At 69.8% G+C, this 20,178-nt stretch carries 19 protein-coding genes and 1 pseudogene; 15 read left to right on the forward strand and 5 right to left on the reverse strand.

Annotated features, from left to right (window positions below; genetic code table 11):
• Positions 1-86: 86 nt before the first annotated feature.
• Positions 87-677: a hypothetical protein gene (locus NVV99_RS13205; RefSeq protein ID WP_024103481.1), complete on the reverse strand. Its 591-nt coding sequence runs from the start codon at positions 675-677 to the stop codon at positions 87-89.
• A gap of 125 nt (positions 678-802) precedes the next feature.
• Here NVV99_RS13205 and NVV99_RS13210 point away from each other — a divergent pair, with 125 nt between their 5' ends.
• From NVV99_RS13210 to NVV99_RS13220, 3 genes are read left to right on the forward strand one after another with little or no spacing between them, the layout of a single operon-like run.
• Positions 803-1,540 (forward strand): ABC transporter ATP-binding protein, encoded by a 738-nt coding sequence (locus NVV99_RS13210; RefSeq protein ID WP_024103482.1) that lies wholly within the window; start codon positions 803-805, stop codon positions 1,538-1,540.
• On the forward strand, positions 1,537-2,292 hold the full coding sequence (locus tag NVV99_RS13215; RefSeq protein WP_024103483.1) for an ABC transporter permease: 756 nt from the start codon (positions 1,537-1,539) through the stop codon (positions 2,290-2,292). The genes NVV99_RS13210 and NVV99_RS13215 overlap by 4 nt, the downstream gene beginning before the upstream one ends.
• Positions 2,289-2,900 (forward strand): TetR family transcriptional regulator, encoded by a 612-nt coding sequence (locus tag NVV99_RS13220; protein ID WP_024103484.1) that lies wholly within the window; start codon positions 2,289-2,291, stop codon positions 2,898-2,900. Before NVV99_RS13215 ends, NVV99_RS13220 begins: the two co-directional genes overlap by 4 nt.
• 100 nt (positions 2,901-3,000) lie before the next feature.
• On the opposite strand, the gene NVV99_RS13225 is transcribed toward NVV99_RS13220, so the two are convergent.
• Complete coding sequence (locus NVV99_RS13225) at positions 3,001-3,771, reverse strand: deoxyribonuclease IV (RefSeq protein ID WP_024103485.1); 771 nt, start codon at positions 3,769-3,771, stop codon at positions 3,001-3,003.
• A gap of 78 nt (positions 3,772-3,849) precedes the next feature.
• Between NVV99_RS13225 and NVV99_RS13230 the strand changes: the two genes are divergently transcribed.
• The 6 genes from NVV99_RS13230 (at position 3,850) to NVV99_RS13255 (ending at position 11,307) form a co-directional block, all read left to right on the forward strand.
• A complete protein-coding gene (locus tag NVV99_RS13230; protein WP_006553929.1) occupies positions 3,850-4,626 on the forward strand; it encodes an SDR family NAD(P)-dependent oxidoreductase in 777 nt (258 codons plus the stop codon).
• A gap of 91 nt (positions 4,627-4,717) precedes the next feature.
• Positions 4,718-5,479, forward strand: a complete 762-nt coding sequence (locus tag NVV99_RS13235; RefSeq protein WP_006553930.1) for an ABC transporter ATP-binding protein — start codon at positions 4,718-4,720, stop codon at positions 5,477-5,479.
• A gap of 11 nt (positions 5,480-5,490) precedes the next feature.
• Positions 5,491-8,016, forward strand: a complete 2,526-nt coding sequence (locus NVV99_RS13240) for an ABC transporter permease (RefSeq protein WP_024103486.1) — start codon at positions 5,491-5,493, stop codon at positions 8,014-8,016.
• A gap of 134 nt (positions 8,017-8,150) precedes the next feature.
• The gene (locus NVV99_RS13245; RefSeq protein WP_242411699.1) at positions 8,151-9,731 is read left to right on the forward strand and encodes an alpha/beta hydrolase; all 1,581 of its coding nucleotides are present in this window, start codon (positions 8,151-8,153) and stop codon (positions 9,729-9,731) included.
• Positions 9,728-10,222: an LppA family lipoprotein gene (locus tag NVV99_RS13250; RefSeq protein ID WP_019288108.1), complete on the forward strand. Its 495-nt coding sequence runs from the start codon at positions 9,728-9,730 to the stop codon at positions 10,220-10,222. Before NVV99_RS13245 ends, NVV99_RS13250 begins: the two co-directional genes overlap by 4 nt.
• Positions 10,223-10,305: 83 nt before the next feature.
• Complete coding sequence (locus NVV99_RS13255) at positions 10,306-11,307, forward strand: hypothetical protein (protein WP_024103488.1); 1,002 nt, start codon at positions 10,306-10,308, stop codon at positions 11,305-11,307.
• An 84-nt stretch (positions 11,308-11,391) separates the two neighbouring features.
• Here the strand turns inward: NVV99_RS13255 and NVV99_RS13260 are convergent, their stop codons facing one another.
• Both NVV99_RS13260 and NVV99_RS13265 read right to left on the reverse strand, forming a co-directional pair.
• Positions 11,392-12,351, reverse strand: coding sequence for a glycerate kinase (locus tag NVV99_RS13260; protein WP_033097330.1), 960 nt, complete (start codon positions 12,349-12,351; stop codon positions 11,392-11,394).
• Positions 12,348-13,253, reverse strand: coding sequence for a hydroxymethylglutaryl-CoA lyase (locus NVV99_RS13265; protein ID WP_033097331.1), 906 nt, complete (start codon positions 13,251-13,253; stop codon positions 12,348-12,350). The genes NVV99_RS13260 and NVV99_RS13265 overlap by 4 nt, the downstream gene beginning before the upstream one ends.
• Positions 13,254-13,463: 210 nt before the next feature.
• Between NVV99_RS13265 and NVV99_RS13270 the strand changes: the two genes are divergently transcribed.
• The 6 genes and pseudogenes from NVV99_RS13270 to NVV99_RS13300 form a co-directional block, all read left to right on the forward strand.
• Positions 13,464-13,655 carry a hypothetical protein gene (locus tag NVV99_RS13270; protein ID WP_006553937.1) on the forward strand — a complete coding sequence of 64 codons (192 nt, stop codon included), beginning with the start codon at positions 13,464-13,466 and terminating at the stop codon, positions 13,653-13,655.
• A gap of 168 nt (positions 13,656-13,823) precedes the next feature.
• Complete coding sequence (locus NVV99_RS13275) at positions 13,824-15,899, forward strand: hypothetical protein (protein WP_006553938.1); 2,076 nt, start codon at positions 13,824-13,826, stop codon at positions 15,897-15,899.
• A 77-nt stretch (positions 15,900-15,976) separates the two neighbouring features.
• Complete coding sequence (locus NVV99_RS13280) at positions 15,977-16,927, forward strand: hypothetical protein (RefSeq protein ID WP_254583999.1); 951 nt, start codon at positions 15,977-15,979, stop codon at positions 16,925-16,927.
• A gap of 95 nt (positions 16,928-17,022) precedes the next feature.
• Positions 17,023-17,385: a PadR family transcriptional regulator gene (locus NVV99_RS13285; RefSeq protein WP_024103494.1), complete on the forward strand. Its 363-nt coding sequence runs from the start codon at positions 17,023-17,025 to the stop codon at positions 17,383-17,385.
• Positions 17,385-18,737 carry a permease prefix domain 1-containing protein gene (locus NVV99_RS13290; RefSeq protein WP_260782891.1) on the forward strand — a complete coding sequence of 451 codons (1,353 nt, stop codon included), beginning with the start codon at positions 17,385-17,387 and terminating at the stop codon, positions 18,735-18,737. Before NVV99_RS13285 ends, NVV99_RS13290 begins: the two co-directional genes overlap by 1 nt.
• Positions 18,738-19,191: 454 nt before the next feature.
• Positions 19,192-19,398: pseudogene (locus NVV99_RS13300) on the forward strand (aromatic ring hydroxylase); the annotation flags it as partial.
• A gap of 68 nt (positions 19,399-19,466) precedes the next feature.
• Here the strand turns inward: NVV99_RS13300 and NVV99_RS13305 are convergent.
• A complete protein-coding gene (locus tag NVV99_RS13305; protein WP_006553946.1) occupies positions 19,467-20,126 on the reverse strand; it encodes an SDR family oxidoreductase in 660 nt (219 codons plus the stop codon).
• Between the last annotated feature and the right edge of the window lie 52 nt (positions 20,127-20,178).

Consider the following 20,178-nt stretch of genomic DNA (forward strand, 5'->3'; position numbering starts at 1 on the left):
GTCGGCCTCCTCGGGTCGCAGCCGAGGCTAGGACCTCGAGTGCGCTCGAGGTCAAGCCTAGGCTCGCACCACGACAGGACGAGACGTCAGCGGGCCACGTCGATCACCACGCGGGTCGGTCCGGTGAGGGAGTACACCGAGAACGGCGTGCCGTGCGCGGCGACGCCGATGAACGACTGGGTGACACCTTCGAAGACACCGGACCCGCTGACCTCCACCACGGATCCGCCGGCATCGGCGAGCACGGGATCCGGGCCGTCGTACTGCTCGACACCGCTGTCGAACGGATAGGCCGAGCCGTCGATGAGCACCTGCAGCACGGCGTCGCCGGCGACGGGGACCTCGTTGCCGCTGCCCTGCTGGAGTGCCTCGTCGACGTAGCCGACCCGCCACCCCGGTGTGCCCTCGCCGCCGAGTTCGTAGACCACGCGGTCGAAGCCCTCGTGACGTCCGGTGCGGATGTCGACGACCGTGAGTTTTGCGCCCTCTCCGGCCGGGGAGACCTTCTCGCGCGCGTCGCGCGGGACCTCGTCGGAGGTGGTGGTCTCGGGAGCCGAGGACGTCGGCGTGTCGACCGAGACGGCGGGGGAGGGTGCGGGCTCGTCGGCACCGGCGGAGCATCCCGCCAGGACCAGTGCTGTTGCGGTGACGGCCAGGGCGAGACGCGTGTGCTTCATGGGACTCATGGTACGTCGGAGCTCCCGTCGGCCACTGGCGACGCTCGCGGGGGTTGACCGGATCGAGACGTGAGGCGCACAATTCATCCGAGGATGATTTCAACACTCGATGAATTGAGTGGATCATGGCCATCGACCACATCTCCGACGCTGTCGACATCCGCGATCTGCACGTTCGGCGTGGCACCCATCGAGCTCTCGAGGACGTGAGCGTGCGCGTCCCGCGCGGGGCGATCACCGGACTGCTCGGCCCCTCGGGCTGCGGGAAGACCACCCTGATGCGCACGATCGTCGGCACCCAGATCGTCGAATCCGGCACGGTCACGGTGCTGGGCCTGCGCGCGGGCAGCGCCGAACTGCGCCGCCGCATCGGTTACGTCACCCAGTCGCCGAGCGTCTACCCCGACCTGACCGTCACCGAGAACGTCTCCTATTTCGCCTCCCTCTACGGGCGGAAGGGCGCCGCGGTCGCCGACACCCTCGCGGCGGTCGGGCTCACCGACCACGCCGGCAACCGGACGGCGGCCCTCTCCGGCGGTCAAAAGGGCCGGGTGTCGCTCGCGTGTGCGCTGGTGGGCGATCCCGAACTGCTCGTGCTCGACGAACCCACCGTCGGACTCGATCCACTGCTGCGCGCCGAACTGTGGGAACACTTCCGCGCACTCGCCGACCGCGGCACCACCCTGCTCGTGTCGAGCCACGTCATGGACGAGGCCGGCCACTGCGACGAGCTCGTCCTCCTGCGCGAAGGCCGGCTGGTGGCCCAGCTGACCCCGGCCGAGCTGCGCGAACAGACAGGGGAAACGGGCCTCGAGAACGCCTTTCTCCGACTCATCCGGAACCGGACGGGAGCACGACCGTGAGCGCCGTCATCTATGCCACCACGACCACCCGCATCCTGCGTCAGTTGCGAGCCGACCATCGCACCGTCGCGATGATCGTGCTCGTCCCGAGCCTGTTGATGACGCTGCTGTACTTCATGTACCAGAACGCGCCCACCGGCCCGGGCGGAGTCTCGCTGTTCGACCGGATCGCCGTCACGATGCTCGGGATCCTCCCGTTCGTCGTGATGTTCCTGGTCACCTCCATCGCGATGCAACGCGAACGCAGTTCGGGCACCCTCGAACGGCTTCTCACCACACCGCTGACGAAACTCGACCTGCTCGCCGGCTACGGCAGCGCCTTCTCTCTCGCGGCGGCCGTCCAAGCCGGTCTCGCATGCGTGGTGGCCTTCTGGCTGCTCGACGTCACCAGCGCCGGATCCGTGCTGTGGGTGCTGGTCGTCGCGGTTCTCGTCGCCGTCCTCGGGGTCTCCCTGGGGCTGCTGTGCAGCGCCTTCGCCCGCACCGAGTTCCAGGCCGTGCAGTTCATGCCGGTGATCGTCATTCCGCAGTTCCTGCTGTGCGGGTTGCTCGTCGCCCGGGACGATCTGCCCGACTGGCTGCGCTGGATCAGCAACGCACTGCCGTTGAGCTACGCGGTGGAGGCGCTGCAGGAGATCACCGTGAATCCGGGGGTCACCACCGTCATGGTGCGGGATCTGATCGTCGTCGCGGCGTTCGCCGCCGCGGCCCTCACACTCGGTGCGGCGACGCTGCGCCGTCGCACCCCGTGACGAGCGAGGCCGGGACGCGGCGCCCCGGCCGCCGTCCCGGGAACTCGGGCGCGCGCGGTGACATCCTCGCGAGCGCCCGGGAACTGTTTGCCGCCAACGGTTTCGACAAGACGACGGTGCGTGCGGTAGCGGCCCGTGCAGGGGTGGACCCGGCGCTCGTGCACCACTACTTCGGCACCAAGCTGCAGCTGTTCACCGCGTCCATCGCGCTGCCGGTCGATCCGCGCGACGTCCTCGCCCCCGTCTACGCGGCCGAACCCGAGGATCTCGGCCGTGCCCTCACGACCGCCCTTCTCGGTGTGTGGGACTCCCCGCACCGCGACGCGGCCGTGGCGATGTTCCGTGCGCAGATCGCCGGGGGCGACAGTGGTCTGATCCGCTCGTTCCTGCTGGAAGTCGCGCTCGCACCGCTGTTCGAGCGTATCGACCGACCCGTCGGCACCGGCCGGCTGCGGGCCGAACTGGTGGCCACCCAGATGACCGGGATCATGCTGGTGCGCTACATCATCGGACTCGAACCGCTCGCGTCGATGCCGTCGGAGCAGCTCGTCGAGATCGTCGCCCCCACTGTGCAGCGCTATCTGACCGGCGACCTGCCCGGCATGTGACCGCAGCTTCGGGGGCGTGCGCTTCGGTCGGAGACAGAGGCGCGCCGTCGACACGGTGCATCGGTCCGCGCACGATGCAAACGTAGAACGGAGTGTGTCGTCAGGTCGAGTGCTCCCGCAGGAAGGCGATGTCCTCGGCGAGTCCCTCCGCCGGGGTCTCGAGCACGATCGGTGCGTCGGCCTGCACCGCGATCTCCGCGAGCAACTGCGGATCGATCTGCCCGTCGGCGAGATTGGCGTGCCGGTCGCGGGCCGAATCGAACTCGTCACGCGAATTGTTCAGGTGCACCAGATCGATCCGGCCGGTGACCGCACGCACCCGTTCGACGACACCGACGAGATCCTCACCGCCCGCCCAGGCGTGGCAGGTGTCGAGGCAGAAGCCGGGACCGTAGTCGCCGATGGCGTCCCACAGACGTCCGATCGCGTCGATGTAGCGGGCCATCGCGAAGTCGCCGCCCGCCGTGTTCTCGACGAGGATCGGCACCCCGAACCCGCCCTTGTCCTCCTGCCGTTCGAACAGCTTGCGCCAGTTCTCCACCCCGGCGGCGACGTCCTCACCCGCGCGCACGTGCCCGCCGTGGACCACCAGCCCGAGCGCACCGATACGCGCGGCCGCCTCGGCGTGGTCGGCGACGGCCTTGCGCGACGGCATCCGCACCCTGTTGTTCAGGCTCGCTACGTTGATGACGTACGGCGAGTGCACCACCACGTCGACGTCCGATTCGAGGATCTCCTCGGTGCGCGGATGCTCACCGGGCTTCGTCCATTTCTGCGGGTCCGACAGGAACACCTGCACCAGATCGGCACCGAGATGTTCGCCCTGACCGATGGGATCGTCGTCCTGCCGGACGTGCGCACCTATCCGCATGTGCCACAGGTTAGGGCAGTGTCCCGCCGACCGGGACCGCAATACCCGGACGTGCCCGGAATCTGCTCGACTCCTCGCATGGGCACACTCGAAGGCGGCAAACTCGACGGCAGGGTCGCGCTGATCACCGGCGCAGGTCAGGGGGTCGGTCAGGGGGTTGCGTTCGCGCTGGCCCGCCAAGGTGTTGCCATCGCGGTCGCCGGCCGGACCGAGTCGAAGCTGATCGACACCGCCGAGCAGATCCGCGCCTTCGGTGGCACCGCCGAGCCGGTCGTGTGCGACATCGCCGATCCGGATGCGATCGCCGCCGCGGTGGACCGCACGGTCAGAGCCTTCGGAGGTGTCGACATCCTCGTCAACAATGCGAGCTTCAATCCGCTCGGGCCGCTGCTCGACCTGAAGCCGGCCGTGCTGGAGAAGGCGTACCGCTCGGGTCCGCTCGCGGCGCTGCACGCCATGCAACTCGTCCACCCGATCATGAAGGAACGCGGTGGCGGGTCGATCGTCAACATGGTCACCTCCGCCGCGGTGCGCTGGGACGCGAGTGGTTACGGCGGCTACGCCTCGACCAAGGAGGCACTGCGGTCGCTGACCCGCACCGCGGCATCCGAATGGGGAGTCGACGGCATCCGAGTCAATGCCATCGCCCCGCACGCCCTTTCGCCGGGCCTGAAATGGTGGACGGAGAAGAACCCGGAGGAGGCCGCCGAGTTCGTGCAAACCATCCCGCTCCGCCGCATCGGCGACCCCGAAGAGGACATCGGGCGCGCCGTGGCGTGGATTGTGAGCGACGACGCACGCTATCTCACCGGCGCGACGATCCCGCTGGACGGGGGTCAGGCACGCTGGGCCTGAGCCACCGCCCCGGCATACACCCGTATCCCCGAATCGAAGATCGGGGTCATCCCCGATGGTGCGGTGGTCCCGGCACCGGGAAGATGGGTGCATGCCACTGCACTCGGCCCCAGCAGCCCGCGCCCAGGACCTGAAGAAGATCTACGGAACCGGAGAAACCGCGGTACACGCCCTCGACGGTGTGACCGCGGATTTCGCCGCCGGTGAGTTCACCGCGATCATGGGTCCCTCCGGATCGGGCAAGTCGACCCTCATGCACTGCCTCGCAGGTCTCGACAGCGCGACCTCCGGAGCGGTCTTCATCGGCGACACCGATCTGACGACCCTGTCCGACAAGGGGATGACCCAGCTGCGGCGCGACCGCATCGGCTTCGTCTTCCAGGCGTTCAACCTCGTCCCCACCCTCACCGCGCTCGAGAACATCACCCTGCCGGTGGACATCGCGGGCCGCAAGATCGATCAGGAATGGCTCGACACCGTCGTCACCCGTCTCGGTCTCACCGACCGTCTCGGACACCGCCCCGGCGAATTGTCCGGTGGCCAGCAGCAGCGTGTCGCGTGCGCGCGTGCCCTCGCGGGCCGGCCGGAGATCATCTTCGGCGACGAGCCGACCGGCAACCTCGACTCCCGCTCGTCCGGTGAGGTGCTGTCCATCCTGCGGGCGGCCGTCGACGAGTTCGACCAGACCGTCGTGATCGTCACCCACGACCCGCGCGCCGCCGGCTACGCCGACCGCGTGGTGTTCCTCGCCGACGGACGCATCGTCGACGAGATGCGCGAACCGACGGCCGAACGAGTGCTCGACCGGATGAAACAGTTCGATCCCGCCTCCGCGGCTCCCGTGGCGGAATAGGAGACACCGCGATGAGTGGGAATCCCATCCGCAGGGTTGCCCTGCGCAACCTCGCCGCACACAAGGTGCGGCTCGCCCTGACCGTGCTCTCCGTGGTGCTCGGCACGGCCTTCATCACCGGTTCGTTCGTCTTCACCGACACACTGCAGCGCACCTTCGACGGCATCTTCGGCGACGTCGCCCAGGGCGTCGACGTCCGCGTCAGCACCGAGCAGTACGGCACCAGCGGTGTCCCGATCGAGGCCGTCGACCAGGTCGTCGCCCTCCCCGGCGTCGAGCGCACGTCCCCGTCGATCGGTGGCGGCATCATCGTCCTCGACTCCGAGGGCGCCGCGATCCAGACCGGCGGCGCACCCGCCGAGGGTTACGCCTACATCCCGCCCGACCGTCTCGTCGGCGAACCGGAGACCTTCGTGGCCGGTGGACCACCCGCGGAGAGCGGGCAGATCGCGCTCAACGAGAGCGCGGCCGAACGCGGTGATCTCTCGATCGGCGACAGCACGACCGTGCTCACCATCTCGCAGGGCATGGTGCCGGTGACCGTCAGCGGCATCTACGAACTCGAGACCGACACCGGCGGCTACATCGGTGCGTTGTTCACCGAGGAACAGGCATCCCAGCTGTTCACCGACGGCCGGCACATCGGCTTCCTCGACGTCGCAGGCGACGGTTCGCTCTCGCCCGAGCAGCTGCGCGACGAGATTGCGGCAGCGCTGCCCGAGCTGAAGGTGCAGACCGGAGCCGAGGTCACCGAGGAGACCAAGTCGCAGGTCGCCGAGGCCCTGAACTTCCTCAACTACTTCCTGCTCGCGTTCGGCGCGATCGCACTGCTCGTCGGCACGTTCATCATCTACAACACCTTCTCGATGATCGTCGCCCAGCGACTACGCGAACTCGCCCTGCTCCGCGCGATCGGCGCGAGCCGCAAGCAGGTCGGCCGGTCGGTCACCCTCGAGGCCTTCGTCGTCGGTCTGATCGGCAGCATCATCGGTATCGCCGCGGGCGTCGCGCTCGCCTACGGTCTGCGCGCGGCACTGAACGCCGCGGATCTCGGACTGCCGTCGGGCCCGCTGCAGTTGTCCCCGCGCACCGTGATCGTCGCGCTGCTCGTCGGCGTGGTCGTGACGATGGTCAGCGCCTACGCCCCGGCGCGGCGCGCGACCCACGTTCCGCCCGTCGCCGCGATGCGCGAGGAATCCACAGCGACCGTCGAGTCGCTGCGCATCCGCACGATCATCGGTGTGCTCTGCGCGATCGTCGGTGCGGCACTCGTCGTGGTGGGCGCACAGCAGGTCGGTGGCGGCGCGGCCGCGACCGTCGGTATCGGCGCCTTCCTGCTGATCCTGTCAGTGCTGTTCGCGGCGCCGGCGTTGTCCCGGCCCGTCGTGAACGCGCTCGGTGCGGTCTTCGCTCGGCCGTTCGGGGCGATCGGCCGGCTCGCGCGCACCAATGCGACCCGCAATCCGCGTCGCACCGCCGCGACCGCGTTCGCCCTCACCCTGGGGCTGATGCTCGTCTCCGTCATCGGGGTGTTCGGGTCGTCGGCGAAGGCCAGTGTCGACGCGCTCGTCGACAACGGGGTCGAGGCGGACTTCATGCTCACCGGGCCGCAGATGTTCGGTGTCCCGGCCCCCGCCGCCGAGGCGGTCCGCGGAGTGGACGGCATCGAGGAGGTCGTGCCCTCCTACGGCGTGCAGGCCAAGATCGACGAGGACTTCGAGTTCGGCACCGGAGCGGGCGGGCCCCTCCAGGACGTTCTCGACCTGGACATGGTCGCGGGAGCCTTCGAGGTGACCGGGAACGAGATTCTCGTCTCGCAGGCCTCGGCGGACGACCACGGCTGGGAAGTGGGCTCCACCGTTCCGCTCACCAGTCGCGACGGCGACACCGTCGACACCACGGTCGCCGGCATCTTCGCCGACAACCAGCTGATCGGTCCGTGGGTCGTCTCGCAGGAGCTGTTCGAGCAGTTCACGCCGCCGAACAACCGGTCGGCGCTCGTCGTCCTCATGAACACCGTCGACGGGGCCGATCCGGAGACCGTGCGCGCGTCGATCGAGGAGGCCGTCAAGGACTACGTGATCGTGCAGGTCCTCGACCGTGAGCAGTTCAAGGGTCAGCAGGCGCAGCAGATCGACATGCTCCTCGCGATCCTCTACGGCCTGCTCGCCCTCGCCGTAGTCATCGCCATCCTCGGCATCGTCAACACCCTCGCGCTGTCGGTGGTGGAACGGCGGCGGGAAATCGGCATGCTCCGCGCCGTCGGTATGCAACGCGCCCAGGTGCGTCGCACGATCTACCTGGAGTCGCTGCTCATCGCGGTCTTCGGCGCGGTCGTGGGTGTCGTGCTCGGTCTCACGTTCGGCTGGGCGTTCGTACGCACCCTCGCCGATCAGGGACTCGACATCATCTCGGTGCCGTGGTCGCAGGTCGTCGGCATGCTCGTCGCGTCCGGCATCATCGGTGTCCTCGCGGCGCTGTGGCCCGGCCAGCGTGCGGCGAAGACGCCGCCGCTCGAAGCGATCAGCGACATGTAGGCAGAAAGTGCAGGTGGACACGAGTTGTCCACAGGCAGTGGAGTTGTCCACAGCGGCCGGCCCGCGGAGCATTCCGCGGGCCGGCCGTCGTCGGTGCCCCTTATGCTTCCGCGGCAGGGGGTGGTGGTGTGCAGGTGGACGATCTGGCGGGGTGGGATCCGGATGCGCTCGAGCGCACGGCGACCGAGCTCGCGGCATGTGCCGATGCCGTCGACGCCGTGGCCGGCGACGTCGCGCGGTCGGCGTCCTTCGGCGACGCCTGGAGCGGTGCGGCGCATGACGGAGCGGCGTCCGCATTCGCCTCGTACGGGCGGGATCTCGCGGCACAGGCCGAGTCGTATCGGCGCGTGTCCGCATGTGCGCGGTTCGTCGTGCCGCGACTGCGGGCACTGCACTCCGAACTGGGCGAGCTGCAGACCAGGGCCGCTGCGCGGGGTTTCCCGCTCGACGCCGACGAATTGCTCGCGGCGTCGCTGCGATCGCTGCTCGTCCGTGCCGATGGGCTCGACCGCGAGGCCGCCGCTCGCCTGAGTGTCGAATCCGAGCCGCCGGGAACGGTTCTCGGCGAACAGGGTCGCCTACATACCGCGATCGCGCGGTCCGGATCGACGACGCTGCCGGTCCTGCCGGATCCGGCCACCGATCCCGTGCAGGTCGCGCAGTGGTGGAACGGTCTCGACGACACGGCACGCACCGCGCTGGTCGCCGAACATCCCGAACGGATCGGCGCCCTCGACGGACTACCCGCTGCGGTTCGCGATCTCGCCAATCGTGCCCTGCTCGACGACGAACGTCGCCGCCTCGAATCCGTCGCGACACAACTGCGGGCCGAACTCGACGCGATGTTCCTCGGTGGCACCGTGATCGGCAGTCTCGGCGTCACCGGACTGTTCACCGACGCCGATGCCGGGCTCGAACAGACGGTGCGGAAGATCGAGGCCCTCGCCGCGATCGACGCGACCCTCGCCCACGGCGACCGGCAATTGCTCGCCCTCGACCTGTCCGGACGCGAAGCGATGGCGGCGGTGGCCGTCGGGGACGTCGACACCGCCGAGCACCTGGCCGTCTTCGTCCCCGGCGCCGGCTCGACCGTGCAGGGCAATCTGCAGGGCTACGACACGCAGGTCGCGGCGCTGCGCGACGCCGCTCGGCTCCACCTCACCGGCGGCGATCCCTCCGTCGCGGCGGTCACCTGGCTGAATTACCAGGCGCCCCAATGGGGATGGGGTCTCGCGTTCACCGAGCGCAGTCCGGTCTCCGACCTCGCCGCCCGGATCGCCGCGCCTCGCCTGGTCGACTTCCTCGACGGCATCGCGGCCTCGCGTCCCGACGACCCGCGTATCACCACGGTCGGGCATTCCTACGGGGCCGTCGTCTCTGGTCTGGCGCTGAGGGAGACCGGTGCGGTCGATGCCGCGGTGTTCGTCGGGGCTCCGGGGATCGGGACCGGCGACGTGACCGACCTGCGGATCCCGCCCGGCTCCGCCTATCTCGTCGAAGCCGAGCGCGACATCGTCGCCGACGTCGGAACCTTCGGCGGCGACCCGAGCTTCCTCGACGGCCTGACGCATCTTCCCGCCGGTCCGGGCACCACCACCGCCGGAGTCCCGCTCGCGGGCATCACCGGCCACAGCTCGTATCTCACCCCCGGAACGTCGAGTTCCCACCACATCGCCGGTGTCGTCGCGGGCACCGCAGAACGGAGTACGCCGTGACCTCTGTGTGGAGTTTTCGGCTCGGGGCGTGCGTCGTCGTTCCGGCAGCACTGCTCGCGGCGTGCACCACCACGGTGACCCCGGTCGCGATGCCCGAACCGGTCGCCACGACCAGCGCGGGCGCGGTCGAGTTCTACACCGCCGTGCAGCGCGACGTCCTCACCGCGCTGTCCGCCGAGTTCCCCAGCGTGCGCTTCGAACCGAAGTACGCGAGCACCACCGCGGGATGCACGCTGCCCGACGGCACCTCGGGCCTGACGGTGCACCTCCCGATCCACGGCTCGGGCAGGCCGGTGCCGGTCGACGAACTAGACCGTGCGGCCAGGGTCTTCGAGGACACCGCCGCGCGGGCGGGCTTCCACGGTCGCCATGTGCTGCCTCCGGATACCGGTCTCGCCGTCCGGATGTTCGCGGCCGACGGCTCGTACATCACCTTCGGCAGTTACGTCGCCGCGACCGTCGGACTCACCGTCGGTTGTTACCCGGAGTAGGCCCGGTAGTCGGCTAGGCTCGTCCGAGCGACGGCCGCTCGGGCCGTCGTGATTCGTGCTGGCAGCCGTGGAGGGACGAACAGATGCGCCCGATGCTCGGCATCTCCGTCGACGACGGTGAAGTGTGCGCGGTCCTCGTCGATGCCGACGTTCCGAGTCTCGGTCCGTTCGACTCCCAGCGAGGCTTCGGCGCACCCGGGGACACACCGGCGGAGGCCGCTGCCGCTGCCGCCTCCGCCATGGCGGAACGTGCCGCCGCGGCGTCGCTGACCCTGTCCGCGGCCGCGGTGGTGACCGGTCCCGAGAACGACGAGGACGCCGAACCGGTCACCGAGGCGGTGCGAGCCGTGCTCGGTATCGACGTCGACACGGTCCTGCTCGACGACGCGCGACTGGCCTTCCTCGCCGGAGCACCCGAACTCGCGGAACTGCCGGTCCTGGCCCTGCACACCCGTACCTACGGCGTCGAATCCGCATCGATGGTCGACGTCCCCTCGCGCTCGGTGCTGTCCACGGTGAGTCCCGACGGCGACGAGTTCGGTCCCTACACGCAGTCCCTGCCCGAGGCGATGGACGAAGCGGTCGCCCGCGCCGGCACCTCGCCCGACGCGGTGGTCTTCCTCGATCTGCGTCCCGGCGACGCCCGTCCGGCACGAGAACTCGCCACCGTCCTCGGTGTTCCCTTCGTGACTCCGCACGGGGTGCCCTGGCATCGCGCGACCGGTGCCGCGCTCGTCGCAGCCGCCCGCCGCTCCCCGACGGTCGTCGCCGCGCCCACGAACCGTCGTCGCGGCACCGTCCTGCCGGCCATGCTCGTCGCGCTCGTCGCCCTGCTGGGTGGGGGACTGGCCGTCGCGGTGAGCAGCGGCGTGCAGGCGGAACGCTCCGCGCCCGGACTGCAGACGGCCGTGGCGCCGCCGCCGTCGCCGGTGCCGTCGCCCGATCGCGCACCCGTCGCCGACCCGTGCTCCGAGGCGCGACCGGCATCGTGGCCGGCCCACGCGTCCGATCCGGTCGACCCGGTGCCGACGCCCGAGACGCCCACCGAGATTCCCTGCGGCAGCGCACCTCCCACCGCTCCGTGATCGGCCGGTGATCGGCCGCATTCCTCAGGTGCGCAGTGCCGAAAGGTACATCTCTCAGGTGCGCAGTGCCGAAAGGTACATCTCTCAGGTGCGCAGTGTCCGACCGGCGCGCGTCAGCGATTCCGCATCGGATGCGACGACGACATCGGCGAACCGCTCGCGGTAGTCGCCGAGGTCGTCGCCGACCGAACCGACCACCGCGACCACCGGAACGTCGCTGCAGCGCGCGAGGATCGCCGAGACGATCTTGCCCGCCCGCGACTGGCCGTCGAGCCGTCCCTCGCCGACCACCACGAGATCGGCGGTGCGCACGGCGTCGTCGAATTCCACTGCGTCGAGCACGAAGTCGGCTCCCGACCGCAGTTCTGCACCGAACCGCGACCACATCCCACCGGAGAAACCCCCGGCCGCTCCAGAGCCGTCGACCTCCCGCGGGTCGCGGGGGAGGGTCAGCGCCCTCTCTTCGAGGCGGCGCGTGAGCAGCGCGACGGCTGCCGTATCGGCGCCCTTCTGCGGCCCGAAGATCCGTGCCGCATCGGTGTAGCGGGTCGTCACGTCGGACAGCACGGTGACGCGGGCGTCGTCGAGCCCACCCCGCTCGTCGATCGCGGCGATCGCACCTGCGCCCCCGTCGGTCGTCGCCGACCCACCGGCCGCGACGACGATGTGTCGTGCTCCGCGCCGGACGGCTTCGGCCATGACCATCCCGGTGCCGTAGGTGTCGGCGGTGACGGCGTCGCGCGGACCGTCGTGCGGAGTGGTGATGCCGCTCGCCGTCGCGAGTTCGACGACGGCCGTGCCGTCCGGCGACATCCCCAGCAGTCCGCGGCACGGTGCGCGCCACGGGTTCACGGCCTCGACCTCGATCCGGGCGAGACCGAGCGGCCCGGCGAGCGCGTCGAGAGTGCCCTCGCCGCCGTCCGCGACGGGCATCCGGATCGCGGTGTGCCCGGCGCTCTCCACACCGGAGGCGATCGCGTCGGCGACCTCGACGGCGGTGTAGGTGCCCTTGAAGCTGTCGGGGGCGATCAGGATGCGGGTCACCGGAGGACCCAGTCGAAGGCCTCGGCCTCGGAGCGGGCGCCCTGCCGGGCACGCGACCGGTTCGGTTCGTCCAGTTCGGCGACGATGTCCTCGCCGAGCCGGACCAGGGAGCCGAAGACCTCCGGGTCCAGCCACGACGGGCGGGTCGCGAACAGCAGGTCCTCGCTCGCGGTGTTGCCGCTCGCACCCGGTGCGAACGGGCACCCGCCCAGGCCGGCGAGTGCGCCGTCGACGACGGTCGCCCCGGCGTCGATCGCGGCGAGGCTGTTGGCGACACCGAGACCCCACGTGTCGTGACCGTGGTAGACGATCCGTCGGTCGGGGGATTCGGCGGCCAGGCGCGCGACCAGCGACGACACTTGGCCGGGCACGGCCTGGCCCAGGGTGTCGGCGACGACGATGTCGGCGGCCCCGTCGGTGCGCGGATCGCATGCGATCTCCACGACCCGGTCGGGATCGACCGGCCCGTCGAACGGGCACGTGAACGCCGTGGCCAGGCACAACTGGATACCGCCGCCGACGGCGTGGGCGCGTTCGATCGCCGCCGGCATCGCGGCGATGCTGTCCGCGGTGTCGCGGCCGATGTTGGCGCGGTTATGGGCGTCGGAGACCGAGAAGCAGTACTGGAACCGTCGGGCACCGGCCGCGATCGCCTTCTCGACGTGGCGCGGCGTGGCGACCCAGATCCAGCAGCGGTCGAGTTCCTCCTCGGTCAGCGCTGCGACGAGGTCGAGGGTGTTCGCCATCGGCGGCACGAGGTCGGCGCGGGCCAGGGACCCGATCTCGAGTTCGGGCACGCCCGCGGCGAGCAGCGCCCGGACGATCTCCACCTTGCGTTCGGTGGGGAGCAGTTTGCCGGTCAGCTGCAGTCCGTCGCGCAGCGTCACGTCGCGCAGGATCACGTCCGTGCATGCTCGGTCACTCGTCGGTTCCGCCACTGTTTCCGCCTCCCCGTCGTGTTCCTGCCGACCCCACCGTCTCGAACCGCACCAGTATGCCCCGGTCACCGTGCAGGCACGATCCGTCGACACACCGATGGACTTTCGCGAGGACTGTGACAGATGACACTATCCTCACCGTTCTGATCGTGAATTGCCGGAAGGTGCGGGGAAATGGCTTCGGTCCTGGGAAAAGTACTGCTCTGGATCGCTCTGCTGGGGGGACTGGCCGGGGCGGTGATCGCCGTGTGGGCGCTGCACGTGAACGGGCTGGTGGCCTCGCTCATCGTCGCGTCGGTGACGGGACTCGTCCTGCTGCGGCTGCGCCCGGAGGCGCGTGACGACTCCGACATTGCGCTCACCTGAGCGGTCGACCTCGCGATCACCTGACGGGAAACGGGGCGTTCGGACTGTAGGGTGAGAACCGGCGTCCGGGTCGAGGGCGCCTCGCGTGGACGCGCTGCACGAGCGCGGCGTCGACGCCGGAGAGGGGGCCCGCGGCCTCCGCCGGGCGTGGAAGAGGAGCATCGGTCAGTGTCGCTGTGGTCTCGTGCCTTGTCGTCGGACGAACTCGACAGTCGTCGCTGGGTGGATCTGATGCCGTGGATCGACCGCTACGGATCGGCCCGCACCGCCGCCCTCGGGGCACTCGTGTCGTCGTCCCGCTGGTGGGAGAACGAGTCGCCCGCCGAGACCTGTGAGCACACCGAGATCCCCGAACTGTGCGCCGAACTCGCCCACATCTACGTCACCGACCACCCGGAGCTGCGCTTCGCGGACGGTCTGCTGCGTGAGGACGAAGTGCCTGTGGCCGCACTCGATCTCGGTCCGGCCGCCGCGACCCTCGTCGCGCGCCTCCCGCACGCACCCACCACCGCCGAATTGTTCAGTCGCAGTCCGGCCGATCTGCTCGGGATCCGCGGCGCCGACCGCGACGCGGTGGAGGAGATCGTCTGCGCCGCGCTCGTCGCGACGGTGCTCCGCGAACCGGCCACCCTCGAAGCCGATCCGCGTGCCGCGCGGGTGCCCGCCGCGGCGCTGCTCCTCGACGACCTGGCGGCGCTGGCGCGGTGGAGTCGCGTGTGCGGCCGCGACGATGCTCCTCTCCTGCTGGCCGTGATCGACGACGGGGCGCCGGAGGAGATCCAGGACGCCGCGGCCCGGTTGCGGGCACTCACCGCCCGCGACCTGCCGGTGGCGGCGCCGGCCGATCCGATCGCCGAACTCACCGACTACCTCGAGGGCTTGCCCGACGCGGAACGCACGGCCTTGCGGCGCCGCGTCCACGACGGCGTCGACGACCCGGCCGGACCGTCCACCTTCCCATTCGGCACGGCGGTCGGCGACCTGCTCGCGGCGTTGCGCGTCGACGTGCGGCCGGTGGCGGCCTTCGACCGGATGGTGCGCACCCACCCGGTGCTGGGCCGGACCGTCCAGGGTTTCGACGTGCCCCTGTGGCGGGTGTTGCACCGTCTCGACGACCGTTTCGAGGTCGCGGACGGGTGGATCGCGGTACCGGATCTGCCCGACGCCGAGAAGCAGACCCGCGGACTGCTCTCGGAGTTCGAATCACCGAACGGTGTGGTCGAGCCCGCCGCCGTGAAGGCCGTGTGGTCGCTTCCCGACGACGAGTTCGAGGCGTGGACCCGGTACTGCGGCACGACGACCTTCGAAGGCCGTTTACTGTCCCCGCCGGACGGGCTCGCCGGACGTGCCGCTCAGGTCCTCGAGGTGCTCGGCGATCCCCTGACCGCCGACACGCTTGTCGCGCGCATGGGGGTCAATGCCGACGTCCACACGCTCGTCTCCGAACTCGCCGACGACGAGCGCTTCACATCCGACGGTGAACGTTGGGCGCTGGCCGAGTGGGACGTCGACGTGGTCACCGCCATCCGCAACCGCATCGCACGGCTGGTCGATGCCCGCGGCGGAAGCGCCGATCGCGACATGGTGGTCGCCGCGCTCGTCGACCGATTCGGCATCTCGGAGGATTCCGCCCGGACGTTCACGGCCGGAGGGGATTTCGAGGTCGTCGACGGCCGTGTCCGGCGTCGTCACCGCTCGCACGTCCCGATCGCCCTGCCCGAGCGCACACGCCGCCTCTACCGGCTGGGCGAGGCCTGGCGCCTGCGCATCCCCGCGACCCGCGACCACCTGCGGGGAGCCGAGTTCACGGTTCCGTCCGCCGTCGCCGCGATCGCCGGGTGCGCACCGGGTGGGCATGTGGTGCTCCCGTCCCGCCTGGGCGGCCAGACCCTGCGCTGGACGGGACCGGTGCCGCGTCTGTCCTCGATCCGCCGGTTTCTCGAGGACGTCGGGGTGGAGGAGGACAACGAGCTGCTGCTCGAGGTCCGCACCGACGGCCGGTTCGACGTCCTGCCGCTGCGCACCGTCGCCGACAACGCCGAACCGCTGCGCAAGGCGCTCTCGCTCATCGGCCACACCGAACCGGAGACCGTCCCCGAGGAGCGGATCGCGTCGGCGTTGGCGTCCGCTCTCGGCCTCGACGGGGAGTCGCGCCCGCGCCGGATCCTGTCGGCCTACCGGGCCCGCAGGGAGACCGAAGTGGTGGCCCTGCTCGAACAAGCGTGGGTCCGTGTCCCGAACTGAGCGGGAAGTGGGTGCGCGTCCCGAACTGAGCCGGAAGACGTGATGCATCCGGCCCTTCGACGTAGCACGATTGGGGTATGGCCGACACGTCGAAACCCACCGCCGCAGTCCCCACCGCCCCCGACGCGGTCCTCGAGGCGTTGCGGGGAGCAGTCGCGTCGGTGGAGGCCGCCGTCGTGCGTCTCGAAGGCGACGATGCGGCGCCCGGAACCGTCGACCGCGTGCTCGACCTGGCCGGGGCGGAGCCGGCCGGCGACATCGTCGCGACCCACAATGTTCTGACCAGGGCGGCATCAATGGTCGACCACACCGGCGGTCTTCCCGACCGGGACTGGCAGTCGATCGCCGACCTCGGTGAGGTCCTCGCCCGGACGGTGACGCGTCTGCGCGGGCACGTCTCTTCGTCGCTCGACGATCTCGGACTCGACGCGGCGGTGGGTGAGCACGTCGAACTGCTGCAGAAGGTCGCGGTGGAGGAGGCTCTGGGGGAGACGCTGCAGTTGCTCGTGATCGTCGAGGACTGCCTGTTCCTGTGGCATCGCGTGCACCTGGCACGCACGCCCGACGACGAACTGCGCGACGCGCTGACCTCCGCCCGTCAGGTCCTGGCCGACCACTTCACGCAGGACGCCGAACTGCTGCGCCGCGCCCGTGCCGCGCTCGCCCGGTTCGCGGAGGGCACCCCGATCGAGGTCGTACGCCGCTTGTCGTCGGGACGGACGACGAAGGTGCTCGCGGGTCTGCGTCAGGACTTCGACGACTTCCGGTGGGCGTGCCGTGCCGACGAGGCGGGTTGGCTCGACGACGAGGACCCGGTGATCGCCGAGGCCCTGGACTCGATGAGCAGTCCGCTCAAGGCGGTCGGGGGAGTCCTCGGAGACGTGTTCGAACGCGGCCGGGCGCGGGTGACGGAGACGTGGAGTCGCTCCGAGGCTTCGGAATCTGCCGCTTCGGGATCTGCGGATTCCGGATCGACCGCCTCCGGCTCCGACGAATCCACAACCGCCGGATCCGACGACCGGCAGTAGACGCCACCGCACCACCTTGCGGAGAGCGCTCGGTCCTCATACCTAGATCTGCTAGGGTCACCGTTATCCATAGAACCTCTAGGTATGAGGACGACATGTTCATCGAGAAGGATCTGGTGGCCGCGTCCGCCACCCCGCTCGTGCTCGGCATCCTCGCCGAGGGCGAGTCGTACGGGTATGCGATCATCAAACGCGTCAACGAGCTGTCGCAGGGCCGGATGCAGTGGACCGACGGGATGCTCTATCCCCTCCTGCACCGTCTCGAGCGGGCGGGGCACGTGTCCGCCACCTGGCGTGTCGCCGACAACGGGCGGCGCCGCAAGCACTACGCCATCACCGACGCGGGCCGGGAAGTCCTCACCGAACGGGCGGCGCAGTGGACGGTCGTCGCAGAGGCCCTGCACCAGGTGTGGCAGTCGGCCCAGTTGCCTCCCGCCGTCGCGCCGGGGTGGTCGTGATGACACTCGACGCACATCTCGAGGACCGGATCGCCGGCTGGCGCATCTACGTCGCCGACCATCGGGTCATCTCGTCCTCGGACATCGACGAGATGGAAGATCATCTGCGGGAACAGATCTCGGACCTTGTGTCGGTCGGACTGACGGCCGACGAGGCATTCCTCGTCGCGGTCGGCCGGATGGGTGGTCTCGACGAGGTCTCCCGCGAGTTCGCCCAGGAACACTCCGACCGGCTGTGGAAGCAGCTCGTCCTCACCGGTGGCGGTCGCGGTGAGGAGTCCGGAACCCCGCGTCGCCGTAGGGAACTCCCGGTCGTCCTCGCCTGCGCGCTCGGTGCCGGTCTGGCCGTCCGGGCCGGATTCGAGTGGCTCTCCGATAACGCACTGGTGCGCAACGCCGCCGTGCTCATGCTGCCCTTCCTCACGCTGTATTTCGCATGGAAGCGTCAGATGAGTCCGAAGAGCAGTGCGCTCCTTGCCGTTCCGTTCGTCCTCGTGGCGATCGTGCTCAACGTCTTCCCGTTCGAACCGGGCGGCGCCACCGAGATCATCGCGGCGATCCACGCCCCGGTGGTCCTGTGGTTCGTCGTCGGTGCGGCCTATGTCGCAGGGCAGTGGCGATCCCATCGCCGTCGCATGGACTTCGTGCGCTTCACCGGGGAGTTCGCCGTGTACCTGGCGCTGCTCGCGCTCGGCGGCGGCGTGCTCATGGGGCTGACCGCGGGTGCCTTCAGCGCCCTGGGGATCGATATCGAACCGTTCTTCGAACAGTGGATCGTCCCGTTCGGGCCGGCCGGAGCGATCGTCGTCGCGGCCTGGCTCGTCGAGGCGAAGCAGCAGGTCGTGGAGAACATCGCTCCCGTTCTCACCCGGGTCTTCACGCCCGTCACGATCCTCATGCTGGTCGCGCTGTTCGTCGCGGTGATCGCGTCCCACAGCGTCGTCGACGTCGACCGGGGCCTGCTGATCCTCATGGACCTGATCCTCGTGCTCGTCCTCGGACTTCTGCTCTACTCGATCTCCGCCCGCGACCCGCACGCCGCACCGGACGTCTTCGATCTGCTGCAGGTGATGCTGATCGCCGCGGCGCTCGCCGTCGACCTGCTGATGCTCACCGCGATGGCCACCCGCATCGCCGAGTTCGGCTTCACCGCCAACAAGGTCACCGCCCTCGGTCTGAACCTCGTCCTCCTGGTGAACCTCGTGTGGGCGGCGTGGCTCGGCATCTCGTTCCTGCGGGGCCGCACGGGTTTCGCGGCGGTCGAGCGGTGGCAGATGCGCTACCTGCCCGTCTACTGCGGGTGGGCGGCACTGGCGGTCGTCGCGATCCCGCCGCTCTTCCGGTTCGTGTGAGCGCTCTCGACTCGGGACTACCATGCCCAGGACGGACGCGGTGCCCACGTACACGATGAGGCAACTCGCTCTCGTCTGCGATCACCGACCAGAAGGCCCTCGCGGTCAAGTTCCTCGTCCGGCAGCGCGCCCAAGGCGTCAAGCTCACACCGACCGGTCACACGGTGCTCGAGCGGGCGAAGATGCTGCTGCACCACGCGAGCGAACTCGAGAGCGACGCGCGGTCGGAGGCGGGCGACATCGTCGGTCCGGTGGCGGTGGGGTGTTATCTCTCCCTCGCGCCGACATCGACTTCCGCGAGGACACCCAGAACCGTTTGCGGATGCTGCTCGACTCGCACGACCTCGACGTGGCCTTCCTCTACGACCTCGATCTCGAACCGGGACTCGAGACGTCGCTGAACGACGCGCGGAACCGGATTCGCCGTGCTCGGGCCCGGCCTGCCGAGCAGGTCACCGAGGACGACCAGCGTCGTGAGAACGTCTGGCTCGGCCTGGCGATCACCCTGGACCAGGCCCCTGAGGACGACCGCGAGGGCTTCCTGGCGCGACCCGCGCTGGTGCTCGGCTCGCAGGTCGACCGCCGGCAGTTCGAGGAGGCCATCGCGGCCGCCGCGGACACGTCGCCGCTGCGCGTGGAGGAACTCGCCCCGCAGGCCTGAGCGATCACATCGCTCGTATGTCCGCCCCGATCACCCCTGCTACCGGGGGCGGACTGCTGCGCGGGGAGCTACCTCAGCGCGTCGAGTGCCTCGTCGATCGGGACGTCACCGTTGTTGAACTCGATGGTGCGTCCCACCGTCTCCGGTCGCTCGAGCACCGCTGCGGCGACGGCCGCGACGTCGGCGCGCGAGACCTGCCCCTTGTCGCTCGCCCCGTGCCCCTCGATCTCGATGCGGCCGGTGGGCGGGTCGAGGGTCAACGCGCTCGGACCGAGGATCGTCCAGTCGAGGTCGGTACCCCGCAGATGGGTGTCCGCGGCCGACTTGGCCTCGGCATAGGCATAGAAGCTGTTGTCCTCGGGGACGCCGTGGTCGGGGCGGGCCCCGAAGTACGACACCATCACGTACCGGCGGACCCCGGCCTCCTGCGCGGCGGTCATCGAGGCGATCGCCGCGTCGCGGTCCACCGCGTAGGTGCGTTCGGGATTCCCTCCACCCGCGCCTGCAGACCAGACCACCGCGTCGTGGCCGCGCAGCAGCTCGGTGATCTCGGCGATGTCCATCTTCTCGACGTCGGCGACGACGGGCGTGCCACCGGCAGCGCGGACATCGTCGGCGTGATCGGGATTGCGGATGAATGCGCTGGTCTCGTGACCGGCATCGGCCAGCAGCCGCTCGAGATGCAACGCGACCTTGCCGTGTCCTCCGAAGAGTGCGATTCGTGCCATGGAGACCTCCTGACGATGAAGTGTTTCCCATGCAGCATGCCCGGAACCGGTC

This window comes from Rhodococcus sp. PAE-6 (assembly GCF_025290685.1).
Taxonomy (GTDB): Bacteria; Actinomycetota; Actinomycetes; order Mycobacteriales; family Mycobacteriaceae; genus Rhodococcus; species Rhodococcus pyridinivorans.

Excerpts from the sequence above, each read along its gene's own strand:
- NVV99_RS13205 (WP_024103481.1), bottom strand. The coding sequence starts at position 677 with ATGAAGCACACGCGTCTCGCCCTGGCCGTCACCGCAACAGCACTGGTC.
- NVV99_RS13210 (WP_024103482.1), top strand. The coding sequence starts at position 803 with ATGGCCATCGACCACATCTCCGACGCTGTCGACATCCGCGATCTGCAC.
- NVV99_RS13225 (WP_024103485.1), bottom strand. The coding sequence starts at position 3,771 with ATGCGGATAGGTGCGCACGTCCGGCAGGACGACGATCCCATCGGTCAG.
- NVV99_RS13230 (WP_006553929.1), top strand. The coding sequence starts at position 3,850 with ATGGGCACACTCGAAGGCGGCAAACTCGACGGCAGGGTCGCGCTGATC.
- NVV99_RS13235 (WP_006553930.1), top strand. The coding sequence starts at position 4,718 with ATGCCACTGCACTCGGCCCCAGCAGCCCGCGCCCAGGACCTGAAGAAG.
- NVV99_RS13240 (WP_024103486.1), top strand. The coding sequence starts at position 5,491 with ATGAGTGGGAATCCCATCCGCAGGGTTGCCCTGCGCAACCTCGCCGCA.
- NVV99_RS13255 (WP_024103488.1), top strand. The coding sequence starts at position 10,306 with ATGCGCCCGATGCTCGGCATCTCCGTCGACGACGGTGAAGTGTGCGCG.
- NVV99_RS13270 (WP_006553937.1), top strand. The coding sequence starts at position 13,464 with ATGGCTTCGGTCCTGGGAAAAGTACTGCTCTGGATCGCTCTGCTGGGG.
- NVV99_RS13280 (WP_254583999.1), top strand. The coding sequence starts at position 15,977 with ATGGCCGACACGTCGAAACCCACCGCCGCAGTCCCCACCGCCCCCGAC.
- NVV99_RS13285 (WP_024103494.1), top strand. The coding sequence starts at position 17,023 with ATGTTCATCGAGAAGGATCTGGTGGCCGCGTCCGCCACCCCGCTCGTG.
- NVV99_RS13290 (WP_260782891.1), top strand. The coding sequence starts at position 17,385 with ATGACACTCGACGCACATCTCGAGGACCGGATCGCCGGCTGGCGCATC.
- NVV99_RS13305 (WP_006553946.1), bottom strand. The coding sequence starts at position 20,126 with ATGGCACGAATCGCACTCTTCGGAGGACACGGCAAGGTCGCGTTGCAT.